This is a genomic window from Nocardioides sp., from assembly GCF_025965415.1.
Taxonomy (GTDB): Bacteria; Actinomycetota; Actinomycetes; order Propionibacteriales; family Nocardioidaceae; genus Nocardioides.
On sequence record NZ_JAOPWY010000032.1, the window covers coordinates 1 to 20,332 of the forward strand.

Here is a 20,332-nt window from a genome sequence, read left to right on the forward strand (position 1 = left end):
TGATCCGCGAACACGTCATCCTCAGAGACCGCACCTGCGTCTTCCCCTGGTGCGGCAGGCCGGCCAGGGGTTGCGACGTCGACCACGTCATCGCGCACGACCACACCGCCGCAGACGAGGCCCGACCTCAACCCGGCCCCACGAGCACCGCGAACCTCGCCGCGCTGTGCCGATTCCACCACCGGCTCAAGACCCACACCGCCTGGCACTACCGGACGACCGAGCCAGGGGTCTTCGAGTGGACCAGCCCCCACGGCCACCGCTACCGACGCGACACCACCGGCACCACCGCGCTGGACCCACCCGACCCGCCACCGCCCCAGATCCCACAGCCCCGCCGACCCTGACCCCGCCCCGCACCCCGCCGACCCAGCATCAGCGGGGCCGCAGGCGCGTCTGGGCTGTCAACCAATGACGGCGGCGTTGATCCGGTCGACCAGCGCCCGGCCGTCCTCGACCGACAGGTACAGCCGCGCGAACGGGGCAGCGTCGAGCTCGATGACCACCGTCTGGCCGCCCCGACGGACGTTCCAGTAGGTCCGCTGCCCGTCACGGAAGAAGGTGCCGACCCACTTCACGTTCGGTAGCGCCAGGCCCGGCGCGCGCAGTCCCTTGCCGGCGTAGAAGGCTTCGGGGTCGTACGTCGCCCCGCGCACCTGCGCCAGCGGCACCTCGATACGCCGTCGCAGGCCCCACAGCTTGTCGAGGCCTCGGGGCTCCACGACCAGCCGGTCGCCGGCAAGGGTCACGTCGTTACGCATCTCAGTCGTCCTTCGTCTCGTCCAACAGGGCGCGGGTCAGCAGGCGTCGGCCCAGGTCGGTCGCGGTGACGCCGCGCCGACCCAGGTGCTCGCCGAGCAGGCCCCGGACCTCCTCGTCGCGCGGGGCCAGCTCGAGCAGCGCGACCAGCACCAGGTCGGTGGTGTCCTCGCTCTCGGGGTGCTCGGAGAGCTGCCAGCGCAGGCAGCTGACGAACAGCCCCCGCTTGCTGCCGAACGCCTGGTAGAGGCTTCCGCGGTGGAGGCCGGTTGCGCCCACCAGCTCCTCGACCGACGTGCCCTCGTAGCCCGCTCGCAGGAAGGTCGCCGCCGAGCGGTCGAGCACGTCGCCCTCGTCGTACCCTCGCTGCCGTCCCACGCCGTCAGCGTAGTTGATAACCGACCGTTCGTTCAAGTTATGAAGCCCAGGTCGACCACCACGACCGTGTGGTTGTCGGGCTCACCTGCCTCGCCCACCGCGACGGCGACGGCGTCGGCGACCGCTTGCGGTGCAGCGGCCATGGTGAGCAGCGGAGCGAGGTCGTCGACGAACGAGTGCACACCGTCCGTCGTCAGCACGAGCCGATCATCCCGGCGCAGGTCGACGACCGACTCGTCGGCCACCACCCCCGGCGTCAGGGCACGGTTGAGCAGGTTGCGGTGCGGGTGGGACCGGGCCTCGTCGACAGTCAGCTGGCCCGCCTCGAGCAGGCCCGCGACGACGGTGTGGTCGTGGGTGACCTGCTGGAGCTCGCCGTCGCGCACCAGCCAGACCCGTGCGTCGCCGATGTGGGTGATCCGCGCGGTCGCGCCGTCGAGCGCTACGGCGGTGAGGGTGGTGCCGGACGACGGCTGGTCCGGCAGGGCCGCGCCGACCCCCTGCGCGATCTCGGAGACGGCACCGGTCAGCCCCCCGACCGCGAAGGCCGCGAGCGCCGCCGGTGCGATGTCGTCCCGGTCACCGAAGCCGTCGGCGACGGCGAACAGCTCGGGCGTGGCGATGAAGGCGTCCTGCTGCAGGTCGCGGCGCCCCTGGCGGTGGCTGGCGCCGTACGCGGCGTGGAGGGTGTGGGTGGATGTGGTCATGGTGCGTGCCTCGTTCCTCAACTGGTGGACGAGGGTGGTGACGATGTGGCGGCGCGTGGCCGTGTCGGCCTCGACCTGGGCCCAGTAGGCCTCGACCTCGCGCGCCGCCGCAGCAGGCCGGAGGTCGACGAGCCGCTGGATCCGCGCGAGCGGCATCCCCAGCAGGCGCAGTGTGGCCACCAGCCGGGCGCCTTCCAGCTGGGACGGTGCATACCGCCGGTAGCCGGAGTGCGGGTCGACCTCCGCAGGAGGCAGCAGGCCCAGGTCGTCGTACAACCGCAACGCCTTCGCCGTCAGGCCCGCCGCGCGGGCGAAGTCGCCGATGGTGAGAAGCGTCTGCGGCTCGGTCATCGTCTCCATCCTCCCCGGTGGACCTCACCGGTCCGACGACCGTGGTGCCTGCCGCTGGGGCAAGGTCAAGCCCGCCGGTGACGGCCGGGCCAACAGCAGCCGAGACCTCGGCCAACCCCCCGGGCTCTCCTTCCCCAGCCGCGCGCCACCGTCGTAGGTTGGCTCGACCCCCTCTCGGAAGGTTCCAGCCATGCGCTCTCGATCCCTACGCCGTCGCCTCGCCCCCGCCGTGGCCGTCCTCGCCGCGGCGGCGCTGACCACCCCGGCGCTCACCTCCCCGGCGACGGCGGGAGGCGGCCCGGGCCACGACTACGGGCACGGACACGGACATGGGCACGGACACGGGCACGGACACGGCCACGGCACGTCCGGCGAGGTCCGCTTCGCGACCTTCAACGCCTCGCTCAACCGCAACAACGCCGGCGACCTGGTGCGCGACCTCTCCACGCCGGACAACGCCCAGGCGGCGGCCGTTGCGGAGACCATCCAGCGCACCGACCCCGACGTGCTGCTGATCAACGAGTTCGACTACGTCGAGGGCGGCCGGGCGGCCGAGCTGTTCCGTGACAACTACCTCGAGGTGCCCCACAACGGCGCCGCCCCGGTCGACTACCCCTACTACTACGTCGCGCCCGTCAACACCGGCGTGCCCAGTGGGCTCGACCTCGACAACAGCGGCACCGTCGGTGGAGGCAACGACGCCTACGGCTTCGGGCTCTTCCCCGGCCAGTACGGCATGGCGGTCTACTCCAAGTATCCGATCGCCGCCGACGACGTGCGCACCTTCCAGCACTTCCTCTGGAAGGACATGCCGGGCGCACTGCTGCCCGACGACCCGGCGACCGCAGCACCCGCGGACTGGTACTCCCCCGCCGAGCTGGACGCCGTACGGCTGTCGTCCAAGTCGCACTGGGACGTGCCGATCCGCATCGACCGCCGCACCGTGCACTTCCTGGTCTCGCACCCGACGCCGCCGGTCTTCGACGGTCCGGAGGACCGCAACGGCACCCGCAACCACGACGAGATCCGGCTGTGGGCCGACTACGTCCGCGACCGCGCCGACTACCTCTACGACGACGAGGGCACGTACGGCGGCCTGGAGCGCGGCAGCCGGTTCGTGATCGCCGGTGACCAGAACTCCGACCCGCTCGACGGCGACTCGCTGCCGGGCTCGGCCCAGCAGCTCCTGGACAACCCGGCGATCAACGCCACCGTCCGACCCCGCAGCGACGGCGCCGTCGAGGCGGCGCGGCGCGACGGTGGGATCAACCTGGAGCACCGGAGCGACCCGGCCTTCGACACCGCCGACTTCTCCGAGCCGCCGGGCAACATCCGCGCCGACTACGTCCTGCCGGACCGCTCGACGAAGATCCGCGACGCCGGCGTCTTCTGGCCGGAGTCGACCGACCCGCTGTTCCGCCTGGTCGGCACCTTCCCGTTCCCGGCGAGCGACCACCGCCTGGTCTGGATCGACGCGCGCGTCACGGGAGCGCACGGGCACTGATCACGTCCGTGCGGGTGCGACGTCCTCGTGGGCCGGACCGGCCCGCGCCAGCCGGGCGCGGAGCCGGTCCACCTCGTCCTCGAGGTCGAGCACGCGGGCGATCCCGGCGAGGTTGAGCCCCTCGGCCAGCAGGTCGCGGATGCGCAGGAGGCGGGCGACGTCGTCGGCGCTGTAGAGGCGCGTGCCACCCGCCGTACGGTCGGGCTGCAGCAGGCCGCGACGCTCGTAGACACGCAGGTTCTGGATCTCCATGGAGACCATCGCGGCGGCCACCGATATCGCGAACACCCCGCGGCTGCTGCCCGTCATCGTGGCTCCTCTCGGCTCCGCACATTTCTTGGTCGAAGGGCTTGATCCTTGCTGATTGTTTGACTATAAGAAACCTGTAACGACAAGTACAGGTCGTGGACCACTGGTCCACCGGTGAGAATCAGGAGGAGCCGATGTTGCTTCGCACCACTGACCCGTTCCGTGATCTCGATCGCCTGACCCAGCAGCTGCTCGGCACCACCAACCGTCCCGCGGTGATGCCGATGGACGCATGGCGCCAGGGCGACCGGTTCGTCATCGAGTTCGACCTGCCCGGTGTGGCACCGGACAGCATCGACCTCGACGTCGAGCGCAACGTGCTGACCGTGCGCGCCGAGCGCGTGGCGCAGAACGGCGACTGGGAGGCGCTGGCCGCCGAACGACCCAAGGGCGCCTTCAGCCGTCAGCTCGTCCTCGGTGACAACCTCGACCTCGACCGCATCGAGGCGGCGTACGTCGACGGTGTCCTGCGGCTGGTCGTCCCGGTCGCCGAGAAGGCGAAGCCGCGCAAGATCCAGATCGCACAGTCCGGCGGATCGGACAGGTCCGGCGAACCCGCTCAGCTGAGCAGCTGAGTCCCGGGGCGGGGGCAGACCCTTGCGCAGCGTGTGTGCCCCCGCCCCCTCCACCCCGGCGTCCTGACGGTCGGCCCGTGATCTGATCTCCGCATGGGCACCGACCTGCGCACCCGAGGACCGGTGCACGCCCGTCGACGGCTTCGCGTGACGCGACCGCTCGCGACCACGAGCGCGGTCGCCTTCGTCTCGGTGGCGCTGCTGGCGGTGGCTGTCGGCGAGGGCTGGCTCGGCCCGGATGTCGGTCGCGGTGCCAACTTCTGCGAGGCACCGCACGACGGCTGGATCCGCCAGCCCGCCAACACGCTCTCCAACGCGGGATTCGTCATCGCCGGGCTGCTGGTCGCCCTTCGCGCCGGTCGGGACCGGCGGCCGGACGCGGTGATGTCGACCGGGGTGGCGACCTTCTACGCCTGCGTCGTCGTGCTCCTCGGCCCCGCGTCCGCGGCGATGCACGCCACCCAGACCGAGTGGGGCGGCCACCTCGACATGCTGAGCATGTACCTCATCGCCGGGTTCGCCGCGGCGTGGGCATGGGTCCGCTGGACGCGCCGAGGCACGCTCGCCCTCGTGACGGCGTACGTCGTGTGCGTGGCGGCCTGCGAGGTCGTCGGCCTCTGGCCGGACCCCGTGCCGGTGGTCCACTACGCCGGCAACCTGGCGTTCGGGCTGCTCCTGGTGGTGGCGGTCGTGCTCGAGACCCAGCGGTGGCGCCGCGGCGAGACGGTGATCGCCTTCCGCCAGGGCGTCCTCGCTCTGGTCGCGATGCTCGTCGCGTTCACCATCTGGCTGCTCAGCAACGCCGGCTGGTGCGACCCGACGTCACTCCTGCAGGGCCACGCCGCCTGGCACCTGCTGTGCGCCGTGGCGGCCTACTGGCTCTTCCGGATGTATGCGTCGGAACGTCAGGCGTAGTCCTTCGCCACGTAGCGGCCGTCGGGGGTGACCGGGTTGTCCTCGTTGATCGCCACGACGTTCTCCCCGGGCTCCGGCAGCTCCACGGGCCGGCGGTCGAGGTGGACGCCGGCGATCATGCAGCGCACCGACCCGCCGGCCAGCTCGATGGTCGGGATGTCGACGGCGAGGATCTCGCACGACTCCTCGATCGCGGCGACCTGCTCGGGGCGCAGCGAGCGCTTCGCCCGGGCCGACATGGTCATGACGTAGCGGCGCTTGCCCTCCGGCGTACGCCCGCACATCTCGACGGCGTTGCCGGCGAACTCGCGGATCTGCTCCTCGGTCAGCTCGATGATCGTCCGCCCGGTGACGGCGAGGCGCTCGCGCACCTGCTCGCGCCGGACCTTGTCGGGGATCATCTCGAGCGCGATCATCGCGACGTGCGTGCCGACGCAGGCGATGACGTTGGTGTGGTAGACCGGCACGCCGTCGGAGTCGACCGCGTCGAAGGCCATCGGCTCGTAGGTGAAGTCGGTGCAGAAGCGCTCCAGCACGGCCACGTCGGCGCGGTGGCTGCGGGCGGTGTAGGCCACACGGGAGATGTGGTCGAGCACCATCGCACCGGTGCCCTCGAGGAAGATGCCGTCCGGCTCCAGGCCGGAGTAGTCCACGATCGCCTGCACGCGGTACTCGGACTTGAGCATCTCCAGCACGTCGGTGCGCCGCTCGTGGCGGCGGTTGGAGGCATACATCGGATAGACCGCGACGGCACCGCCGGCGTGGGTCGAGAGCCAGTTGTTGGGGAAGACGCTGTCGGGGCGCGTGTGGTCGTCGTCGTCGAAGACGTGCACGCGCACGCCGGCCTCCCGCAGGGCCGCGGCGAGGGCGTCCATCTCGGCCAGCGCGTGCGCCGACGTCGCCTCGTCGGACTGCCCGGCCGGGGCGTCGGACTGGAAGGCGTTGTCCGCGGCAGTCGCCGGGTTGGGGACGAAGCTGGTCGCGCGGATCAGGATGACAGCAGAAGGGGCCTGGGCACTCACGGGAGGAGGTTAGGGCATGTCTCCCGATGCTTCGCCGTCGCGAGTCCGCTACGTGCCGGCTGGACCTTCCCCGACGGCCGCAGCCATCAGACCGGCCACCTCGGCCGGATCGTGGCTGACTGCGGAGTCGTAGCAGGTCAGCTCGGTCTCCACCCAGCCCGGCACCTCGGCGTCGCGCCACAGGCCGGAGGGCACGATGCCACGCTCCTCGGTGAAGGCGACGACGCGCTCGTTGACCTCCTCGGCCGTGCCGGGCGCGTAGGCCAGGAAGGTGGCGATGTGCGGCACCTCGGGGAAGGTCCTGATCCCCTGCTCGTGGAGTGCGGCCGCGAGCTCGATCGCCCAGGCGCGGTAGTCGCCGAACTTCGTCGGGTGCTCACGCAGCCCCATCAGGCCGCCGACCGCTGGGGTGGTCAGCGAGAAGGGCGTGCCGCCCATCCTCGCGCGCCAGGTGCGCAGCTCGCCGGCGAGGTCCTCGGGGCACACGACCAGCGCGCCGCTCGTCCCGCCGAGGCCCTTGTAGAGCGAGACGTACATCGAGTCGACGAGGTCGGCGGCCTCGGCCAGGCTCCGGTCCCAGTGGGGCACGGACTCCCAGATGCGAGCGCCGTCGGCATGCAGGGGTACGCCGCGCTCGCGCGCCGCCGCGGAGAGCTCGACGAGCTCGTCCCAGGTCGGCAGCAGGCAGCCCGCGTCGCGCAGTGGCAGCTCGACCATCGCGGCGCCGAGCCGGCCGCCGATCCTGGCGAGCGCCTCCGCGGTCGGGGTCTCCCGACCGGTGGTCAGCCACTCCAGCTCCAGGCCGAGCACGCGGCGGGGTCCGTCCTGCTCGTAGCGGACCAGGTGGGACATGTCGGGCAGCGCGACGCGTCGGGAGCCGGACCGGTCGCACCAGGCGCGGAGTACGGCCTGCTGCGCCATGATCCCGCTGGGGAACATCACGGCGGCGGGCTTGCCGAGCAGCTCGGCGACCTCGCCCTCGAGCTGGGCGACCGCGCCGCGCTCGCCGTAGCGGTCCCACTCGACCTCGTGCTCCTCGGCGAACGCCGCGAGGTCGCGGAACATCGCCGCCGGGGTCGAGGGCGCACGCCAGAAGATCGCCTCCGCCGTCGCCTGGGCAGCGCGGAACCGGTCGTGGATCTCGGTCACCAGGGCGTCAGGCCTGGCGCTTGAACCAGTAGATCGTCTCCGGACCGGGGATCACCTGCACCAGCTCCCAGCCGTTGACGCCGAGCGTGGAGAGGAGGTCCTCCCACGACTCGGTGCCTTCCACGAGCGCCTCGGGGTCGGCGTTGTAGCCGCCGACCTCCACGTCGCCCTGGTCGTTGACGGTGATCTCGAGGTGCGCCCATGAAGCCATGCCGCGATCCTGCCACGCCGCCGGGAGGGCCGGTCAACCGCCGTCAGCGCCAGCAGCGGGTCCAGGAGCCGCGACCGAGACGCTCGGAGCGGCTCTCGACGCGACGGTAGGCGTCCGTACGCCGGAAGGGGTCGTTGCGGTAGACGTAGACCTGCGCCTGGCCGGTGGCGATCTGCACCTTCCCGACGTCGCGGCCGCGGCCCTCGACGTAGCGCAGCAGCCGGTCGTAGCGGTCGCGGTCGGCCTGGGTGGAGTCCGAGACGAGCAGCACGCGCGAGCCGACCGGTGCCAGCCGCTTCATCGCGCGGCTGGCCGCGGCGCCGCCGCACTCCGTGCGCCCGTGGACCTCCGGGGTGTCGATGCCGATGAGGCGGACGTACTCCTCGACCCCGTCGGCCATCCGCACCTTGAGCGTGTCGCCGTCGGTGACGCCTACGACGACCGCGCGGTCGCGGCGGGTGGGCCCGCTGTTGCCGGAGCCGTAGGGATCCGTGTTCGAGGTGGGCGCCGGGGTGGGCGTCGGGGCGGGCGTGGGTGTCTGGCCGACCAGCGGCACGATCGTGGACGAGCAGGGGCACGGGTTGGACTCGCACGCGCTGCCGTCCCCGTCGCCGTCGAGGAGGTGCGGGTCGCCGGGGCCGGCCGCGACGAAGAACGTCTGGGCGTCGGCCTGGGTGGGGAAGTCTCCGCAGTCCATGTCGGCGGCGGCGGCGGGCTGGGTGGTCAGCAGCGAGGCGCAGAGGAGGGCGAGGACGAGGAGGGCGATGCGACGCATGGGAGAAGCGTGGGCCGTCGAAGGCGTGAACGGAGGTGTTTTGGCCGAATCAGCCCCCGAGCCGCCACTCGTGCATGACGTGGCAGTCCCCCGACTCCCACCAGGCGAGCTGGAGGCGGTCGAGCACGCACGCGACGGGTACGACCTGGGCCAGCAGCGCCGCGGTGGTCGCGAGGTTCACCTCGTCGGAGGCTGCGTCCACGGTCAGGTGGGGCCGCACGGCGTCGCCGAACTCACCGCCGTACGGCGGCCGGTCGGGGAACGCGGCCACCAGCCGTGCGGTCAGGTCCCGCAGCCGGTCGGCGGGGTCGGGGACGAGGTGGATGATCCCGTTGGGGAACTGCGCGAGGTCCGCCAGCCGGACCGGGATCGGCGGCGTCGTCGCGGCCAGCTCGGCGATCTCCCGCAGGCGGCGGTGCGACGGCGTCGGGTCGAAGGGGCCGAGGGCCGTGACGTGCGCGTGCCCGAAGCGCGGGTCGTGCGACACGAATCCGGCGTCGTAGTGGGCGGTCCGGGCGCGCACCCAGTCCTCCAGCTCGGGCACCGGCAGCTGCAGGACGGAGTGGCCGGGCACCGGACCAGACTGGCATCTAGGCTGGCGCCGCCATGGACCTGACACGCATCGCTCCGCCCCCCGCCGAGATCGCCGCGCTCGCGCAGGAGCGTCTCGCCGGCCTGGCCACCCCGCCGGGTGCCCTGGGGAGGATCGGGGAGGTCGGGGCCTGGCTGTGTGCCGTACAGGGCGAGGTGCCGCCGCACCCGCTGGACGACGTACGCCTCGCGGTGTTCGCCGGCGACCATGGTGTCGCCGCCCACGGGGTGTCGGCCTACCCCGCCGCGGTGACGGAGGCGATGGTGCGCACGATCGTCGCCGGGCGCGCCGGGGTCTCGGCTCTCGCGAAGCAGCACGGCGTCGCGGTGACCGTGCTCGACATCGCGGTGGACGCCGACCTCGCCGACCTTCCGGCGGCGGTCACCGCCCGCAAGGTGCGGCGCGGGTCCGGCGCGATCCACCTCGTCGACGCCCTGTCCCGCGACGAGACCGAGCGCTCTCTCGCCCTCGGCGCGGACGTGGCGCGGGAGATGGTCGCGGACGGTGCCCAGCTCCTCATGACCGGCGACCTCGGCATCGGCAACACGACGCCCGCGGCCGCGCTGGTCGCGGCGCTGCTCGGCCTGCACGCCGACGAGGTGACCGGTCGCGGCACCGGCATCGACGACGACGGCTGGGCACGCAAGCGCGACGTGGTCGCGCAGGCGCTGGCGCGGGTCGAGGGCCGCACGGGTGACCCCGTCGACGTCCTCACGGCCCTGGGCAGCGCGGACCTCGCGGCCACGACCGGGTTCCTCGTCGAGTCGTCCGCCCGCGGGATCCCCGTGGTCCTCGACGGGCTGATGTCGCTCGCGTGCGCCGTGGTGGCCGAGGCGCTCGCTCCGGGCGCGAGCACCTGGTGGGTGGCCGGGCACCGCTCGACCGAGCCCGCCCAGACCCACGCCCTGAAGTCGCTCGGCCTCGACCCGCTGCTCGACGTCGGGATGCGGCTCGGCGAAGGATCCGGCGCCGTCGCAGCGTTGCCGGTGCTGCGCTCGGGCATCGCGGTGCTGCGTGACGTGGCGCTGCTGTCCGAGATCCTGCCGCCGTCGTGATGCTGCGCGACGCCTGGCTCCTGGCCGCTGGGACCCTCACCGCCGTACGCGTCCCACCACCGGCCCGGGTCGACCAACACGTCGCGGGTCTGGCGATGGTCCTCGCGCCGCTGGCCGTGCTGCCCCTCGCCGCCGCGGCTGCACTCGTCGTGCTGGTCAGCGACCTGATCGGGCTCCCGCCGCTCGCCACCGCGTACGGCGTCGTGCTGGCGCTCGCGCTCGGCACCCGCGCACTGCACTGGGACGGGCTCGCCGACACCGCCGACGGCCTCACGGCCTCCTACTCCCCCGCGCGCTCGCTCGAGGTGATGCGCACCGGCCCGGTCGGTCCGGCCGGCGTCGTCGCGGTGGTCCTCGTCACCGGGCTGCAGGCCGCCGGGCTCACCGCGGTCGTCCGCCACGACGACGCGTGGTGGGTGGTCGCCCTCCTGGTCTGTGCCTCCCGTGCCTGCCTGGCCCTCGCCTGCCTGCGCGGCGTGCCCGCGGCGCGCGCCGACGGCCTCGGCGCGAGCGTCATCGGCGCGGTGCCTGTCATCGGTGCTGCAGCCTCACTCGTCGTGGCGGCGCTCGCACTCGCCCTCGCCGGGCGCGCGCTCGGATCGGCGTGGCCGACCACGATCGGACTGGTCGTGATGGTGGCTGTGGTGCTCGCCCTCCTGCTGCGCTGCGTACGTCGCCTCGGCGGGATCACCGGTGACGTGCTGGGTGCGGCGGTCGAGATCTCGTTCGCGGTGCTGGTGCTGGCCGCTGCGACGGTCTGACCGGGGAGCTGTTGCGGGAGCTTGCGTGAACGGCGTGCCACCGGGTGCACGACGCAGTCAGGGTTGCGGAAGACCTTGTGGCGTCGCGGGTCCACGGCGAGGCAACGGTGGAGGTCGCGGCGCTGAGCCGCGACAGCCTCGGCAGCGACGCTGGATCGCTTGTACGGGCGATGCGGGCCGAACTCCGCATCGACGTGCCAGGCGCTCCGGACGAAGATTCGCCCCCGGATCGGTGCGCTCATCGCGGCATCCGGATGCGTTCCCGGCTCCCGTGGCTCGTCGTCGAATGCCTCCTACTGCGAATGACGTCTGGACGACAGGCTGCGCACCCAATCGACCGTCGCGCTCGGGTAGAGCGGGAACGGCTCATCTCGATCGTCGATCGGCCGCCAGACAACCGGCACCGCGGTGCCGTCGATCTCAGTGAGCGACGCGTCCCTCAGGGCAGGTGAGGGATCTAGTCGACCCACGTAGAGGAAGACGATCTCGTGGCCAACGTGCCATCGATGCGGAAGATGCTCTCAACAGCAGTCAGGAACGCCGGGTCCCGAATGGTTGCGCGGAGTTCTTCGTCCACCTCGCGCACGATCGCATCGTGGTGTGTCTCACCGCTTCAACCGTGAGCCACCCAGGCATGGCCGACCGACGCGGAGCTCGGTCGGCCGAAAGTACGAGACGCACAAGCTCTGGAGCCGATTCGCTCGACGTCCAAGTCAGCAATCGTGCAGTCACGGATCAGCGGACTGCAATGGAGGAGCAAGAGATGAGATCTCGGCAGAACACACCGCCACCGCGCTGGAATCCCTGCACGTGCCCGGGGGCGCGGCAACGACAGGGGCCACCGCGACCCGAGCGCTCTACCACCGGGTCGTGGGCGCGACAGCGATCGCGTTGGCGGCATCGGTGGCGATCCAGAACGTGGTGGTGGTCTGGGCCGGGGCGCCGAGCTACGGGGACCCGATCAAGGATGTGCTTGCCTTCCACGCGGAGCATCGGGTCGCGGTCGAGATCGCGGTCGGTCTGGAGGCGCTGAACCTGCCGCTGCTGCTCGGGTTCCTGACCGGTCTCCACGGCCTCGTCGGGCGTCGCGGGGGTGCGGGCGCGGACTGGTCGCGCCTCGCGCTGGCCGCGGGCGCGACGCTCTCGGCGGTCTTCGCGCTCTACGCCGTTCTGTGGAACGGTGTGGTGCTGTCCGCGGGCGAGCTCGCCGCGCCGAGCCCCGAGTTCGAGCTTGTCTGGCAACTGCATGCAGCAGCGTTCGCGCTGGCGCTTCCGGCGCTCGGCGCCACATTCATCGGCGCTGCGCTGGCGGCGCACACGAGCCGGCTGACGCCGCCGTGGCAGCGTCTGCTCGGAGTGGCAGGGGGAGGCCTGCTGCTCGCCGCCGGGGCGGCGAACCTCGCGATCGCGGACGGCTCGGCGCTCCTGTTCGTGGGGTTGCCCGGCTATGCCGCCTGGCTCGTGTGGCTGCTTGCGACCGGCGTACGGCTGGTGCGCGCTCGAACAGCTGACCGCACTGACGACGCATCGACCTCCACCGAGGAGGAATGACGGGAGCTGGTTCCTATCTGCGTCGGTGAAACCTGAGGTCGCCGTCGGGGAGGCGGTCGGCGCGGTAGCCAATGTCGTGGATCCGGTGGTGATGGTGCGAGCAGAGCAGGACCGCGTTAGCCAGGTCGGTGGGTCCGCCGGTGTGCCAGCGATCGAGGTGGTGGGCGTCACCAGGTGCCGGGGGTGTCGCAGCCCTCGGCGCGGCAGGTCTGGTCGCGGATCAGCAGTGCCTTGCGCTGCGCCGGGGAGAACAGCCGCTTCGCACGTCCGAGGTCGATCGGCAGAGAGTGGCAGTCGAGGACGGTGGGGAGGATCTTCGCGGTGCACGCGAGCCGGCGGGCCTGGGCGGCGGTGATCCGATCGCCGGTGAGGTCGTCGCCGGGAACGGGGCCGGCACCGATGAGGTCGGCGACACCCAGCTCGGCCCGCAGGGAGGCGAGCGGGACGGTGACGATGACGGTGGTCGCGTCGCCGCCGTGGATCGGCAGGCGGGGAAGATCGGATGGATGCTGGTCGGATCTGACGCCGCGGTCCTCCTCTCGTCGGGCGCTCCCCCGCTGCGGGGAGCTTGTGTCCGACACTACGCTCCATCGTGTGTTATAGAACACACGCTCGATCAATATTGGGTCATGACAGCCTCAGGCGTCGAGACGGGTCCTTGAAGGTCGCGACCGGTGCTCGTCCTGCCGCGACGTGTCAAGGGTGCGCAGGCTCCGCGCCAGCACCGGGATCATCACCGCCGCCGCAACGAGGTGCAGCACGACGAGTGCGACGCTCGTGGAGCCCGCAGCCCCGACCAGCCAGGGCGGGACCAGCGACACCGCGGTCAGCGCGACCGTCGTACGCACGAAGTGCTGCCGCGGACGAGGGCTCCACCGCTCCAGAGCCGCCGCGATGACCACCCCGGCGACCGAGAACACACCAGTCATGAACGCGATCCCCGACAGCGGGATCGTCTCACCGCCGTCGGGCACCTCGAGCTCCACGCCGATGGCCCGTGCAAGCGCCGCGGTGACCGCGGTGAGCGCCACGGCCGCGAGCGCGGCGAGGAGGCCGGTCCGCGCCACCCGGCGCATCATGCCGACTCACCCGCCGGCAGGCGCTCCGGGAGGCCGAGCCGCGGGAAGTGGTCGCGATCGAAGATCGTGACCTCGGTGATCTGCCCACCGGAGATGCGCAGCACGTCGATCGTGATCGGCATGTAGGCGCCTTCACCCTCCTGCCAGATGTAGTAGCCCACGGCGGGCTGACGGTTGACCGAGGTGACGACCGGACGCAGGCCGGCCATGTCCGGGTAACCACCTGCCACCCAGTCCGCGATGACGGCGTCGCGTCCCACGATCAGACCCTGCGTGGGCGGCATCGCGAAGCGGACGTCGTCGCGCAGCATCGTGGCGATGGTGTCGACGTCGGCGGCGGCGCTGGCCTCGGTGAAGCGGCGTACGAGCTCACGGTTGTCCGGGTCGTCCTCGGCGCCGGTCCACTCCTGGCGCTCCGCCGGCAGGTGCTCGCGCATGCCGGCGCGGGCCCTCTGGAGTGCGCTGTTGACGGAGTTGACCGAGGCGCCGAGCAGGTCGGCGACGTCCTTCGCGGGCCACCCGAGCACGTCGCGCAGGATCAGCACCGCGCGCGGTCGCGGCGCGAGGTGCTGGACCGCGACCAGATAGGCCAGCTCGATCGTCTCCCGGGCGACGGCGAGGGCCTCTGGCTCGTCGGCGCCGACGGCGGGCAACTCGTCGAGCAACCGGTCCGGGTAGGGCTGGAGCCACATCACCTCTCCCCCAGTGGCCGGCTTCGGTCGGCGCTTCTCGAGCAGGTCGAGGCAGGCGTTGGTGGCGATCCGGTAGAGCCAGGCCCGGAACGTCGAGCGCCCCTCGAAGGTCTCCCGCCGGCGCCAGGCGCGGAGGAACGTCTCCTGCACCGTGTCCTCGGCGTCCTCGAACGACCCGAGCATCCGGTAGCAGTGCACGTGCAGCTCCCGTCGGTGGCGCTCCGCCACCCCCGCGAACGTCGCCTCGTCCATCGCGTCCAGCTCGCTCACGTCCCACTCCTCCAGCCGCGTCACCGCAGTCATCGCACCCATCCTCCAGTCTCGTCGTGTCCTGTCGTAGGTATGACTGGCACGGGCGCGAGAACTCATCACCGTCCGGATGCCATCCCGGGCGGTCGTCATCCACCGCACCTGTGTGCGCCGACCCGGAGCCCCCGGTCCTCTGGGAAGATCGTCGCCATGCGGATCCTGGTCACCGGCGGCGTACGGTCCGGCAAGTCGACGCACGCCGAGGCGCTGATCGGCGACGAGGCAGCCACCTACGTCGCTGCCGGCCCGACGCCCGATGCGGAGGCCGATCCCGACTGGACCGCCCGCATCGCCGCGCACCAGGCGCGCCGGCCCGCGTCGTGGACGACCGTCGAGACCCAGGACCTCGCCGACGCCGTACGCCGTGCGGAGCAGCCCGTGCTGATCGACTGCCTCGGCACCTGGCTCACCGCGGTCATCGACGCGGAGGCCGCGTGGGAGCAGGACGCCGATGTCGTTCACGGTCTCGTGGTCGCCCGCACCGACGAGGTCGTCGCCGCCGTCCGCGCGTGCGAACACCACGTCGTCGTCGTGACCAACGAGGTCGGGCTCGGCGTGGTGCCCGAGCACCGGTCCGGCCGCCTCTTCCGCGACCTCCTCGGCACCGTCAACCAGCGGGTCGCCGCCGCCTGCGACGAGGTGCACCTCGTGGTGGCCGGTCGCGTGCTGCGGCTCTGAGCGGACGCCGGGGGCGCTGGACGGCCGCCCGGAGCGTGTGGTCGAGGCACGGCAGGGCCGAGGTCACGGCCGGGAGTTGTTCTGCGCGCCGTGCCCCGTGCACGCAGGGGGTTGTCGCCGACCGTCCACTCCACCCCTGAGGGCGAATCCGGTGAACGGGTTCGCACGTACGGTGCGGTGCGCCCGAGGTGACGGCACCGCGTGTGCACCCCTTCGGGTGGAAGGTTCCGGTTCTGCCACGACCGGCGGACAACCCGCCTATGGTCGCGGCATCGGCTCCGCCAGGGCGTCGTGATCCGTCGTGAGGACCGTGCCTTGACCCGCTCTGCCATCTCGTTGTTCCGTCGTGCCAGCGGCATTCTCGTGACGTTCGCGCTGGTCGTCGCCGGCCTCGTCGCCGGCCTCGTCGCCGTGGCACCAGCAGCCTCGGCAGCGCCGACCTGCGATGCCACCACGTGCTCGATCACCTATGGCCTCACGCGCTCGTTGCAGACCTTCACGGTCCCGGCTGACGTGACCTCCGTGACGGCGACCGTGACCGGTGCGTCGGGCGGCGGCGTCTACAGCGGCAAGGGCGGGCAGACGACGGCGACACTGGGCGTGACACCGGGGCAGAACCTGTTGCTCCTCGTCGGGGCCGGCGGTGGCTACAACGGCGACGGGGTGAACGCCCGGTCGTACGGCGGCGGTGGCGGCGTCGACCCCAACGCGTTGTACGCCTCGACCGGTGGCGGCGGTTCGTTCGTGTACAACGCCGGCGGCGGCCTGCTGCTCGCCGCGGGCGGCGGCGGTGGCTCGCAGGGTCCCCCCACCGCGGAACTGGCCCCCCAGCGTTCCGGCGGCGACGGCAACGGTGCCGCGACCCCCAGCAACGACGGCAACGGCCGCACGGGCCGCACCGACAACACCTTTGCGGGCATGGCCCCGGCCTATGGCGGCACACAGAGTGCCGGCGGGGCGGGCGGGCGGTCGATGGCGAACAGCAGCCTCGCTCATGGCACCGGAAGCAACGGGACCGGGCCGGCGAGCGGCGGTGCCCCGGGCGACGGCGGCGATGGGGCCATCGGAGGAAGCTCCCCCGGCGGCAACGGCGGTGGCGGAGGCGGCGGCTACTACGGCGGTGGCGGTGGTGGCTACATCATGGGCGCCGGCGGCGGATCGGGCTTCGCGGCGGCGTCCGCATCGGCTGTCAGCTCGGCGGTCGGCGTCAACACCGGCGACGGCTCGATCACCCTCACGTGGACCAGCTCGGTGCCCACCACGACCTCACTGTCGGCATCTTCCGCCTCCGGCGCAGTCGACGGCGACAGCGTGACACTCACGGCAACCGTCGCATCGGGCGGCGGTACGCCGACCGGCACCGTCACCTTCAAGGACGGTTCCGTGACGATCTCCGGCTGCGGTGCGGTCCCCCTGTTCGGCGGCACCGCGACCTGCGTGACGTACTTCGCGGCAGGAACGCGCTCCCTGACCGCCGCCTACGGCGGTACGGGCCTCTTCGCGACGTCGACGGGCTCCATCGGGTCCTACTCGGTGGCGGCGCTCCCGCAGGTGACGACCAGCTCCCTGGCGAACGGCACTGTCGGCAGCGCGTACTCAGTCGCACTCGCAGCCGCAGGGGGCTCCGGCGGCCCGTACACGTTCTCCTTGCAGTCCGGCTCGCTGCCCCCGGGACTCACCCTGTCCGGCGCCGGGATGATCACGGGGACGCCGACCACGGCCGGCTCCGTCGTGTTCACGATCAAGGTGACCGACAGCGCATCCCACGTCGGCACCCGCTCGCTGAGCCTGCAGGTCGAGAAGGCCGCCCAGGCGGTGGCGTTCACGCTGTCCCCGGGCACCGCGGTCGTCGACACCACCTACACGATCACCGACATCGCCTCGGGGGCCGGCACCCAGCCGGTCGTCCTCACTGGCAACGCGGTCTGCTCGGTCAGTGGGACGACCGTGAGCTTCGACCACGCCGGGACCTGCAGCGTCACCGCGACGCAGGCCGGCGACGCCAACCACACGGCCGCGGCACCCCTCACCCACACCGTCGCCGTCGGCCGGGCCGGGCAGTCGATCGCCTTCACCTCGACCGTCCCCACGTCCGCCACCGTCGACGGTGACGCGTACACGGTGACGGCCACGGGCGGCCCGTCCGGCCAGCCGGTGACCTTCACCGGCGGTGCGGGTTGCACCGTCACCACCACCACGTCCCCCACTGTCGGCGAGCATGCGGCCACGGTGTCGTTCGGCAACGCCGGGACCTGCGTGGTCACGGCCGACCAGCAGGGCAGCAGCGACTACTCCGCGGCAGCAGCCCACACTCAGCAGATCGCGGTCGGCAAGGGCGCGCAGGCGGTCAACTTCGACTCGACGCCTCCGTCCGACGCCCGTGTGGACGGCAGCTATGTCGTGGCCGCGAGCGGCGGCGCCTCCGGCCGCCCGGTCACGCTGAGGATCGCGTCGGCCAGCGCCGACGTGTGCTCACTCGTCGGCACCACGGTCACCTTCGACCACGTCGGCACGTGTGTCGTCACCGCCGACCAGGACGGCACCGCCGACTACGACGCCGCACCGCAGAACGAGCAGAGCATCGCGGTCGGCAAGGCCGACCAGGACGTCGTCATCAGCAGTGCCGCGCCTGAGTCGGCGAAGGTCGACGGCAGCTACGACGTGGTCGCCACCGGCAACACGAAGTCCGGCGTGCCGGTCACGATCACCGTGACGAGCGATCCCGCCACCGCCTGCTCACTCGCGGACGACACCGTCGCCTTCGCTCATGTCGGCACCTGCACCGTCACCGCGACGCAGCCGGGCAACGCCGACTACACCGCCGGCACGGCCCAGCAGGTCATCACCATCGGCCAGGCAACCGGGACGGTCGCCTTCAGCTCCACCGAGCCCGGCACGGCGAAGGTCGGCGGCAGCTACGTCCCCACGATCACTGCCGGGCCTGGATCGGGTACGCCCGCGCTCGCCGCCGATGGCGGCGCCGCGGCGTCCTGCGTCCTGTCCGAGGACGGCACGACGGTGGAGTTCCACCACCCGGGCAGCTGCACCGTGACGGTGTCGCAGCTCGGCGGAGCCGACTACACCGACGCTGCGACCGAGCAGGTCTTCTCGGTCGCGAAGGGGATGCAGGCGGTCGCCTTCATCCTCGATCCGAGCGCGCCGACCGTCGGTGGGACGTACGACATCCGGTCCACGACCAAGGGATCGGGCACCGCGCCCCTCCTGCTCACCGGCAACGACAGCTGCACGGTCGACGGCACCACGGTCACGTTCGTGCACGCGGGCACCTGCACCGTCACCGCGACCCAGGCCGGCGACGACGACTGGGTGAGCGCCACACCTGTCGAGCACAGTGTGGCGGTCGCCAGGCGTGACCAGGAGCTCCTGGTCACCTCCGACACCCCCTCCAGCGGCGTCGTCGACGGCGGCTACACCTTGACCGTCACCGGCGGAAGGTCCTCCGAGCCGATCGCGATCGTCCTCGGCGCGGGCAACCTCGACCCCGCGTGCACCGGTGAGGTCACCACGTCCGCGCCCGACGGCGTCCAGCGGGCGAGCGTCGCGATCACCTTCACCCGCGTGGGTTCGTGCACCGTGGCCATCACCCAGGACGGCGACGACGACCACACCGCTGCGGCCCCGTCGGCCTTCAGCATCGCGGTGCTCGGCAAGGCGACCACCACCACGCTGTCGCTGTCATCGCCCGCCATCGTGCACGGCCAGCCCGCCACGGCAACGGCGACCGTGGGTGGAACGAGCACGGGAATCGTGACGTTCTCGCTCGACGGCGCCCCCTTCGCCCGCACCGAGCTGACGAACAGCGCGGTCACCACGGTGCCCCTGCCGGGCGACCTGATGGACGTCGGAAGCCACGCCGTGGCCGCGACCTTCGCACCTGCCGACCCGAACACCTGGGCCGCTTCGGCCACCGCTGCGGACTCGACCATCGCCGTCACCCCCGCCAGGTCCTCGGTCAGCGTGAAGGTCGGCGCCACGTCGCTGGTGGCGACGGTGACGGTGGAGGCACCGAGCACCGACGTCGCGACCGGTTCGGTCACCTTCTACGTCGGTGGCGAGCCAGTCGGCACGGCCGACATCGTCGACGGCGTGGCCACCCTGGCCTACGTGCTGCCGCCCGGTGACTCGAAGGCGGTCTCGGCCGTCTACTCCGGACGTACGGGCGGCACCGGAGGCAGCGAGGTCGATGCCTCGTCAGGTTCCACCGCGCGCCGCAACCCGACGGTCACAGCCGTGGCCAGCAGCAGCACGGCCATCACGCCCTTCGGTTGGTACTCCCAGCCGGTCACCGTCCAGTTCGTCTGCTCCGGGGGTGACGGAGCGGTCACCTGCCCCGGTCCCGAGGTCGTCACCCGCAACGGCATCACGACCGTCACCGCGACCGTCGTGGCCGGCGATGGTGGGGCGACCACGGCGAGCATCACGGTCAAGCTCGACCAGACCGCGCCGAACGTCGCGATCAGGGGCGTCGCCGACGGCAGCGTCTACTCAGGCACCCTCCCCAAGGTCAGGTGCGAGGCGGATGACCGGATGTCGGGCATCGCGGAGTGCACGCTCACGCGGACCACGCGTGGGGACAAGGTCACCTACACCGCCGTGGCCGTCGACCGGGCCGGCAACGCCACGCATGCAAGCGCCACGGTCGGCCGCTCGCCGGTGCTCATCACCGGCGCCAGGCATCGAGACGGCGTCCCCGTGGTGAAGGCGGGTCGCCGCTACACGCTCGTCTTCACCGGCACTCTGCGTCCGACCTACGTCCACGCCAGGCCGTTCCCGGGCAAGCCCCGCAGCGACGGCGGCCGCTTCGTCAAGATCGGCAAGAACCGGTGGGCGCTGGGCGTCGTGTTCACGAAGGATCGTCGCGGACACAAGCTGTGGAGCTTCGGCATCAGGGTGGGGAAGAAGACCTCGGTGGTGACCGTGAAGGTCACCCCGTAGGACG

Annotated in this window: 21 protein-coding genes; 9 read left to right on the forward strand and 12 right to left on the reverse strand. The window is 72.0% G+C overall.

All coding sequences use genetic code 11. From position 1 onward, the window contains the following. Window positions 1-347, forward strand: a 347-nt coding sequence (locus tag JWN97_RS03515) for an HNH endonuclease signature motif containing protein (RefSeq protein WP_297618332.1), incomplete at its 5' end; no start/stop codon positions are given. Window positions 348-404: 57 nt separating this feature from the next. Here the strand turns inward: JWN97_RS03515 and JWN97_RS03520 are convergent. From JWN97_RS03520 to JWN97_RS03530, 3 genes are read right to left on the reverse strand one after another with little or no spacing between them, the layout of a single operon-like run. After that, window positions 405-761: a hypothetical protein gene (locus JWN97_RS03520; RefSeq protein ID WP_297618335.1), complete on the reverse strand. Its 357-nt coding sequence runs from the start codon at window positions 759-761 to the stop codon at window positions 405-407. Between the two features lies 1 nt (window position 762). Further along, on the reverse strand, window positions 763-1,137 hold the full coding sequence (locus JWN97_RS03525; protein WP_297618338.1) for a helix-turn-helix domain-containing protein: 375 nt from the start codon (window positions 1,135-1,137) through the stop codon (window positions 763-765). A gap of 32 nt (window positions 1,138-1,169) precedes the next feature. Continuing rightward, entirely contained in the window at window positions 1,170-2,195 is a 1,026-nt protein-coding gene (locus JWN97_RS03530; protein WP_297618341.1) for a MerR family transcriptional regulator, read from the reverse strand. 190 nt (window positions 2,196-2,385) lie between these two features. On the opposite strand from JWN97_RS03530, the gene JWN97_RS03535 reads away from it, so the two are divergent. Then, on the forward strand, window positions 2,386-3,699 hold the full coding sequence (locus tag JWN97_RS03535; protein WP_297618344.1) for an endonuclease/exonuclease/phosphatase family protein: 1,314 nt from the start codon (window positions 2,386-2,388) through the stop codon (window positions 3,697-3,699). Here JWN97_RS03535 and JWN97_RS03540 read toward each other — a convergent pair whose 3' ends face one another. Further along, window positions 3,700-4,008 carry a MerR family transcriptional regulator gene (locus tag JWN97_RS03540; protein WP_297618347.1) on the reverse strand — a complete coding sequence of 103 codons (309 nt, stop codon included), beginning with the start codon at window positions 4,006-4,008 and terminating at the stop codon, window positions 3,700-3,702. Window positions 4,009-4,142: 134 nt separating this feature from the next. Here JWN97_RS03540 and JWN97_RS03545 point away from each other — a divergent pair, with 134 nt between their 5' ends. Both JWN97_RS03545 and JWN97_RS03550 read left to right on the forward strand, forming a co-directional pair. After that, window positions 4,143-4,583, forward strand: a complete 441-nt coding sequence (locus JWN97_RS03545; protein ID WP_297618350.1) for an HSP20 family small heat-shock protein — start codon at window positions 4,143-4,145, stop codon at window positions 4,581-4,583. A gap of 93 nt (window positions 4,584-4,676) precedes the next feature. Beyond that, the gene (locus JWN97_RS03550; protein ID WP_297618354.1) at window positions 4,677-5,498 is read left to right on the forward strand and encodes a ceramidase domain-containing protein; all 822 of its coding nucleotides are present in this window, start codon (window positions 4,677-4,679) and stop codon (window positions 5,496-5,498) included. Here the strand turns inward: JWN97_RS03550 and ctlX are convergent. The 5 genes from ctlX to JWN97_RS03575 are packed head-to-tail and all read right to left on the reverse strand — an operon-like array spanning window position 5,489 to window position 9,229. Next, complete coding sequence (gene ctlX, locus JWN97_RS03555) at window positions 5,489-6,520, reverse strand: citrulline utilization hydrolase CtlX (RefSeq protein WP_297618357.1); 1,032 nt, start codon at window positions 6,518-6,520, stop codon at window positions 5,489-5,491. The two genes, JWN97_RS03550 and ctlX, sit on opposite strands and share 10 nt — an antisense overlap. Window positions 6,521-6,568: 48 nt before the next feature. Next, on the reverse strand, window positions 6,569-7,669 hold the full coding sequence (locus tag JWN97_RS03560; RefSeq protein WP_297618361.1) for a beta-eliminating lyase-related protein: 1,101 nt from the start codon (window positions 7,667-7,669) through the stop codon (window positions 6,569-6,571). A 7-nt stretch (window positions 7,670-7,676) separates the two neighbouring features. Beyond that, window positions 7,677-7,880, reverse strand: a complete 204-nt coding sequence (locus tag JWN97_RS03565) for a hypothetical protein (RefSeq protein WP_297618364.1) — start codon at window positions 7,878-7,880, stop codon at window positions 7,677-7,679. Between the two features lie 43 nt (window positions 7,881-7,923). Then, window positions 7,924-8,655 carry a thermonuclease family protein gene (locus tag JWN97_RS03570; RefSeq protein ID WP_297618367.1) on the reverse strand — a complete coding sequence of 244 codons (732 nt, stop codon included), beginning with the start codon at window positions 8,653-8,655 and terminating at the stop codon, window positions 7,924-7,926. 49 nt (window positions 8,656-8,704) lie between these two features. Further along, window positions 8,705-9,229: a 2'-5' RNA ligase family protein gene (locus JWN97_RS03575; protein ID WP_297618370.1), complete on the reverse strand. Its 525-nt coding sequence runs from the start codon at window positions 9,227-9,229 to the stop codon at window positions 8,705-8,707. Window positions 9,230-9,261: 32 nt separating this feature from the next. Between JWN97_RS03575 and cobT the strand changes: the two genes are divergently transcribed. From cobT to JWN97_RS03590, 3 genes are all read left to right on the forward strand, one after another. Further along, a complete protein-coding gene (gene cobT / locus JWN97_RS03580) occupies window positions 9,262-10,302 on the forward strand; it encodes a nicotinate-nucleotide--dimethylbenzimidazole phosphoribosyltransferase (protein ID WP_297618373.1) in 1,041 nt (346 codons plus the stop codon). Continuing rightward, the gene (locus JWN97_RS03585) at window positions 10,302-11,063 is read left to right on the forward strand and encodes an adenosylcobinamide-GDP ribazoletransferase (protein WP_297618591.1); all 762 of its coding nucleotides are present in this window, start codon (window positions 10,302-10,304) and stop codon (window positions 11,061-11,063) included. The genes cobT and JWN97_RS03585 overlap by 1 nt, the downstream gene beginning before the upstream one ends. A gap of 870 nt (window positions 11,064-11,933) precedes the next feature. Continuing rightward, the gene (locus tag JWN97_RS03590) at window positions 11,934-12,614 is read left to right on the forward strand and encodes a hypothetical protein (protein ID WP_297618376.1); all 681 of its coding nucleotides are present in this window, start codon (window positions 11,934-11,936) and stop codon (window positions 12,612-12,614) included. A gap of 167 nt (window positions 12,615-12,781) precedes the next feature. On the opposite strand, the gene JWN97_RS03595 is transcribed toward JWN97_RS03590, so the two are convergent. Genes JWN97_RS03595 through JWN97_RS03605 form a run of 3 tightly spaced genes read right to left on the reverse strand, consistent with a single transcriptional unit; the run spans window position 12,782 to window position 14,688 of the window. Then, window positions 12,782-13,195, reverse strand: coding sequence for a DUF222 domain-containing protein (locus tag JWN97_RS03595; RefSeq protein WP_297618379.1), 414 nt, complete (start codon window positions 13,193-13,195; stop codon window positions 12,782-12,784). A 57-nt stretch (window positions 13,196-13,252) separates the two neighbouring features. Then, window positions 13,253-13,681: a DUF6069 family protein gene (locus tag JWN97_RS03600; protein ID WP_297618381.1), complete on the reverse strand. Its 429-nt coding sequence runs from the start codon at window positions 13,679-13,681 to the stop codon at window positions 13,253-13,255. Between the two features lie 8 nt (window positions 13,682-13,689). Beyond that, complete coding sequence (locus tag JWN97_RS03605; RefSeq protein WP_297618384.1) at window positions 13,690-14,688, reverse strand: RNA polymerase subunit sigma-70; 999 nt, start codon at window positions 14,686-14,688, stop codon at window positions 13,690-13,692. Window positions 14,689-14,844: 156 nt separating this feature from the next. Between JWN97_RS03605 and cobU the strand changes: the two genes are divergently transcribed. Both cobU and JWN97_RS03615 read left to right on the forward strand, forming a co-directional pair. Beyond that, window positions 14,845-15,372 (forward strand): bifunctional adenosylcobinamide kinase/adenosylcobinamide-phosphate guanylyltransferase, encoded by a 528-nt coding sequence (cobU, locus tag JWN97_RS03610; protein ID WP_297618387.1) that lies wholly within the window; start codon window positions 14,845-14,847, stop codon window positions 15,370-15,372. A gap of 315 nt (window positions 15,373-15,687) precedes the next feature. Continuing rightward, a complete protein-coding gene (locus JWN97_RS03615) occupies window positions 15,688-20,328 on the forward strand; it encodes an Ig-like domain repeat protein (protein WP_297618390.1) in 4,641 nt (1,546 codons plus the stop codon). Window positions 20,329-20,332 lie beyond the last annotated feature (4 nt).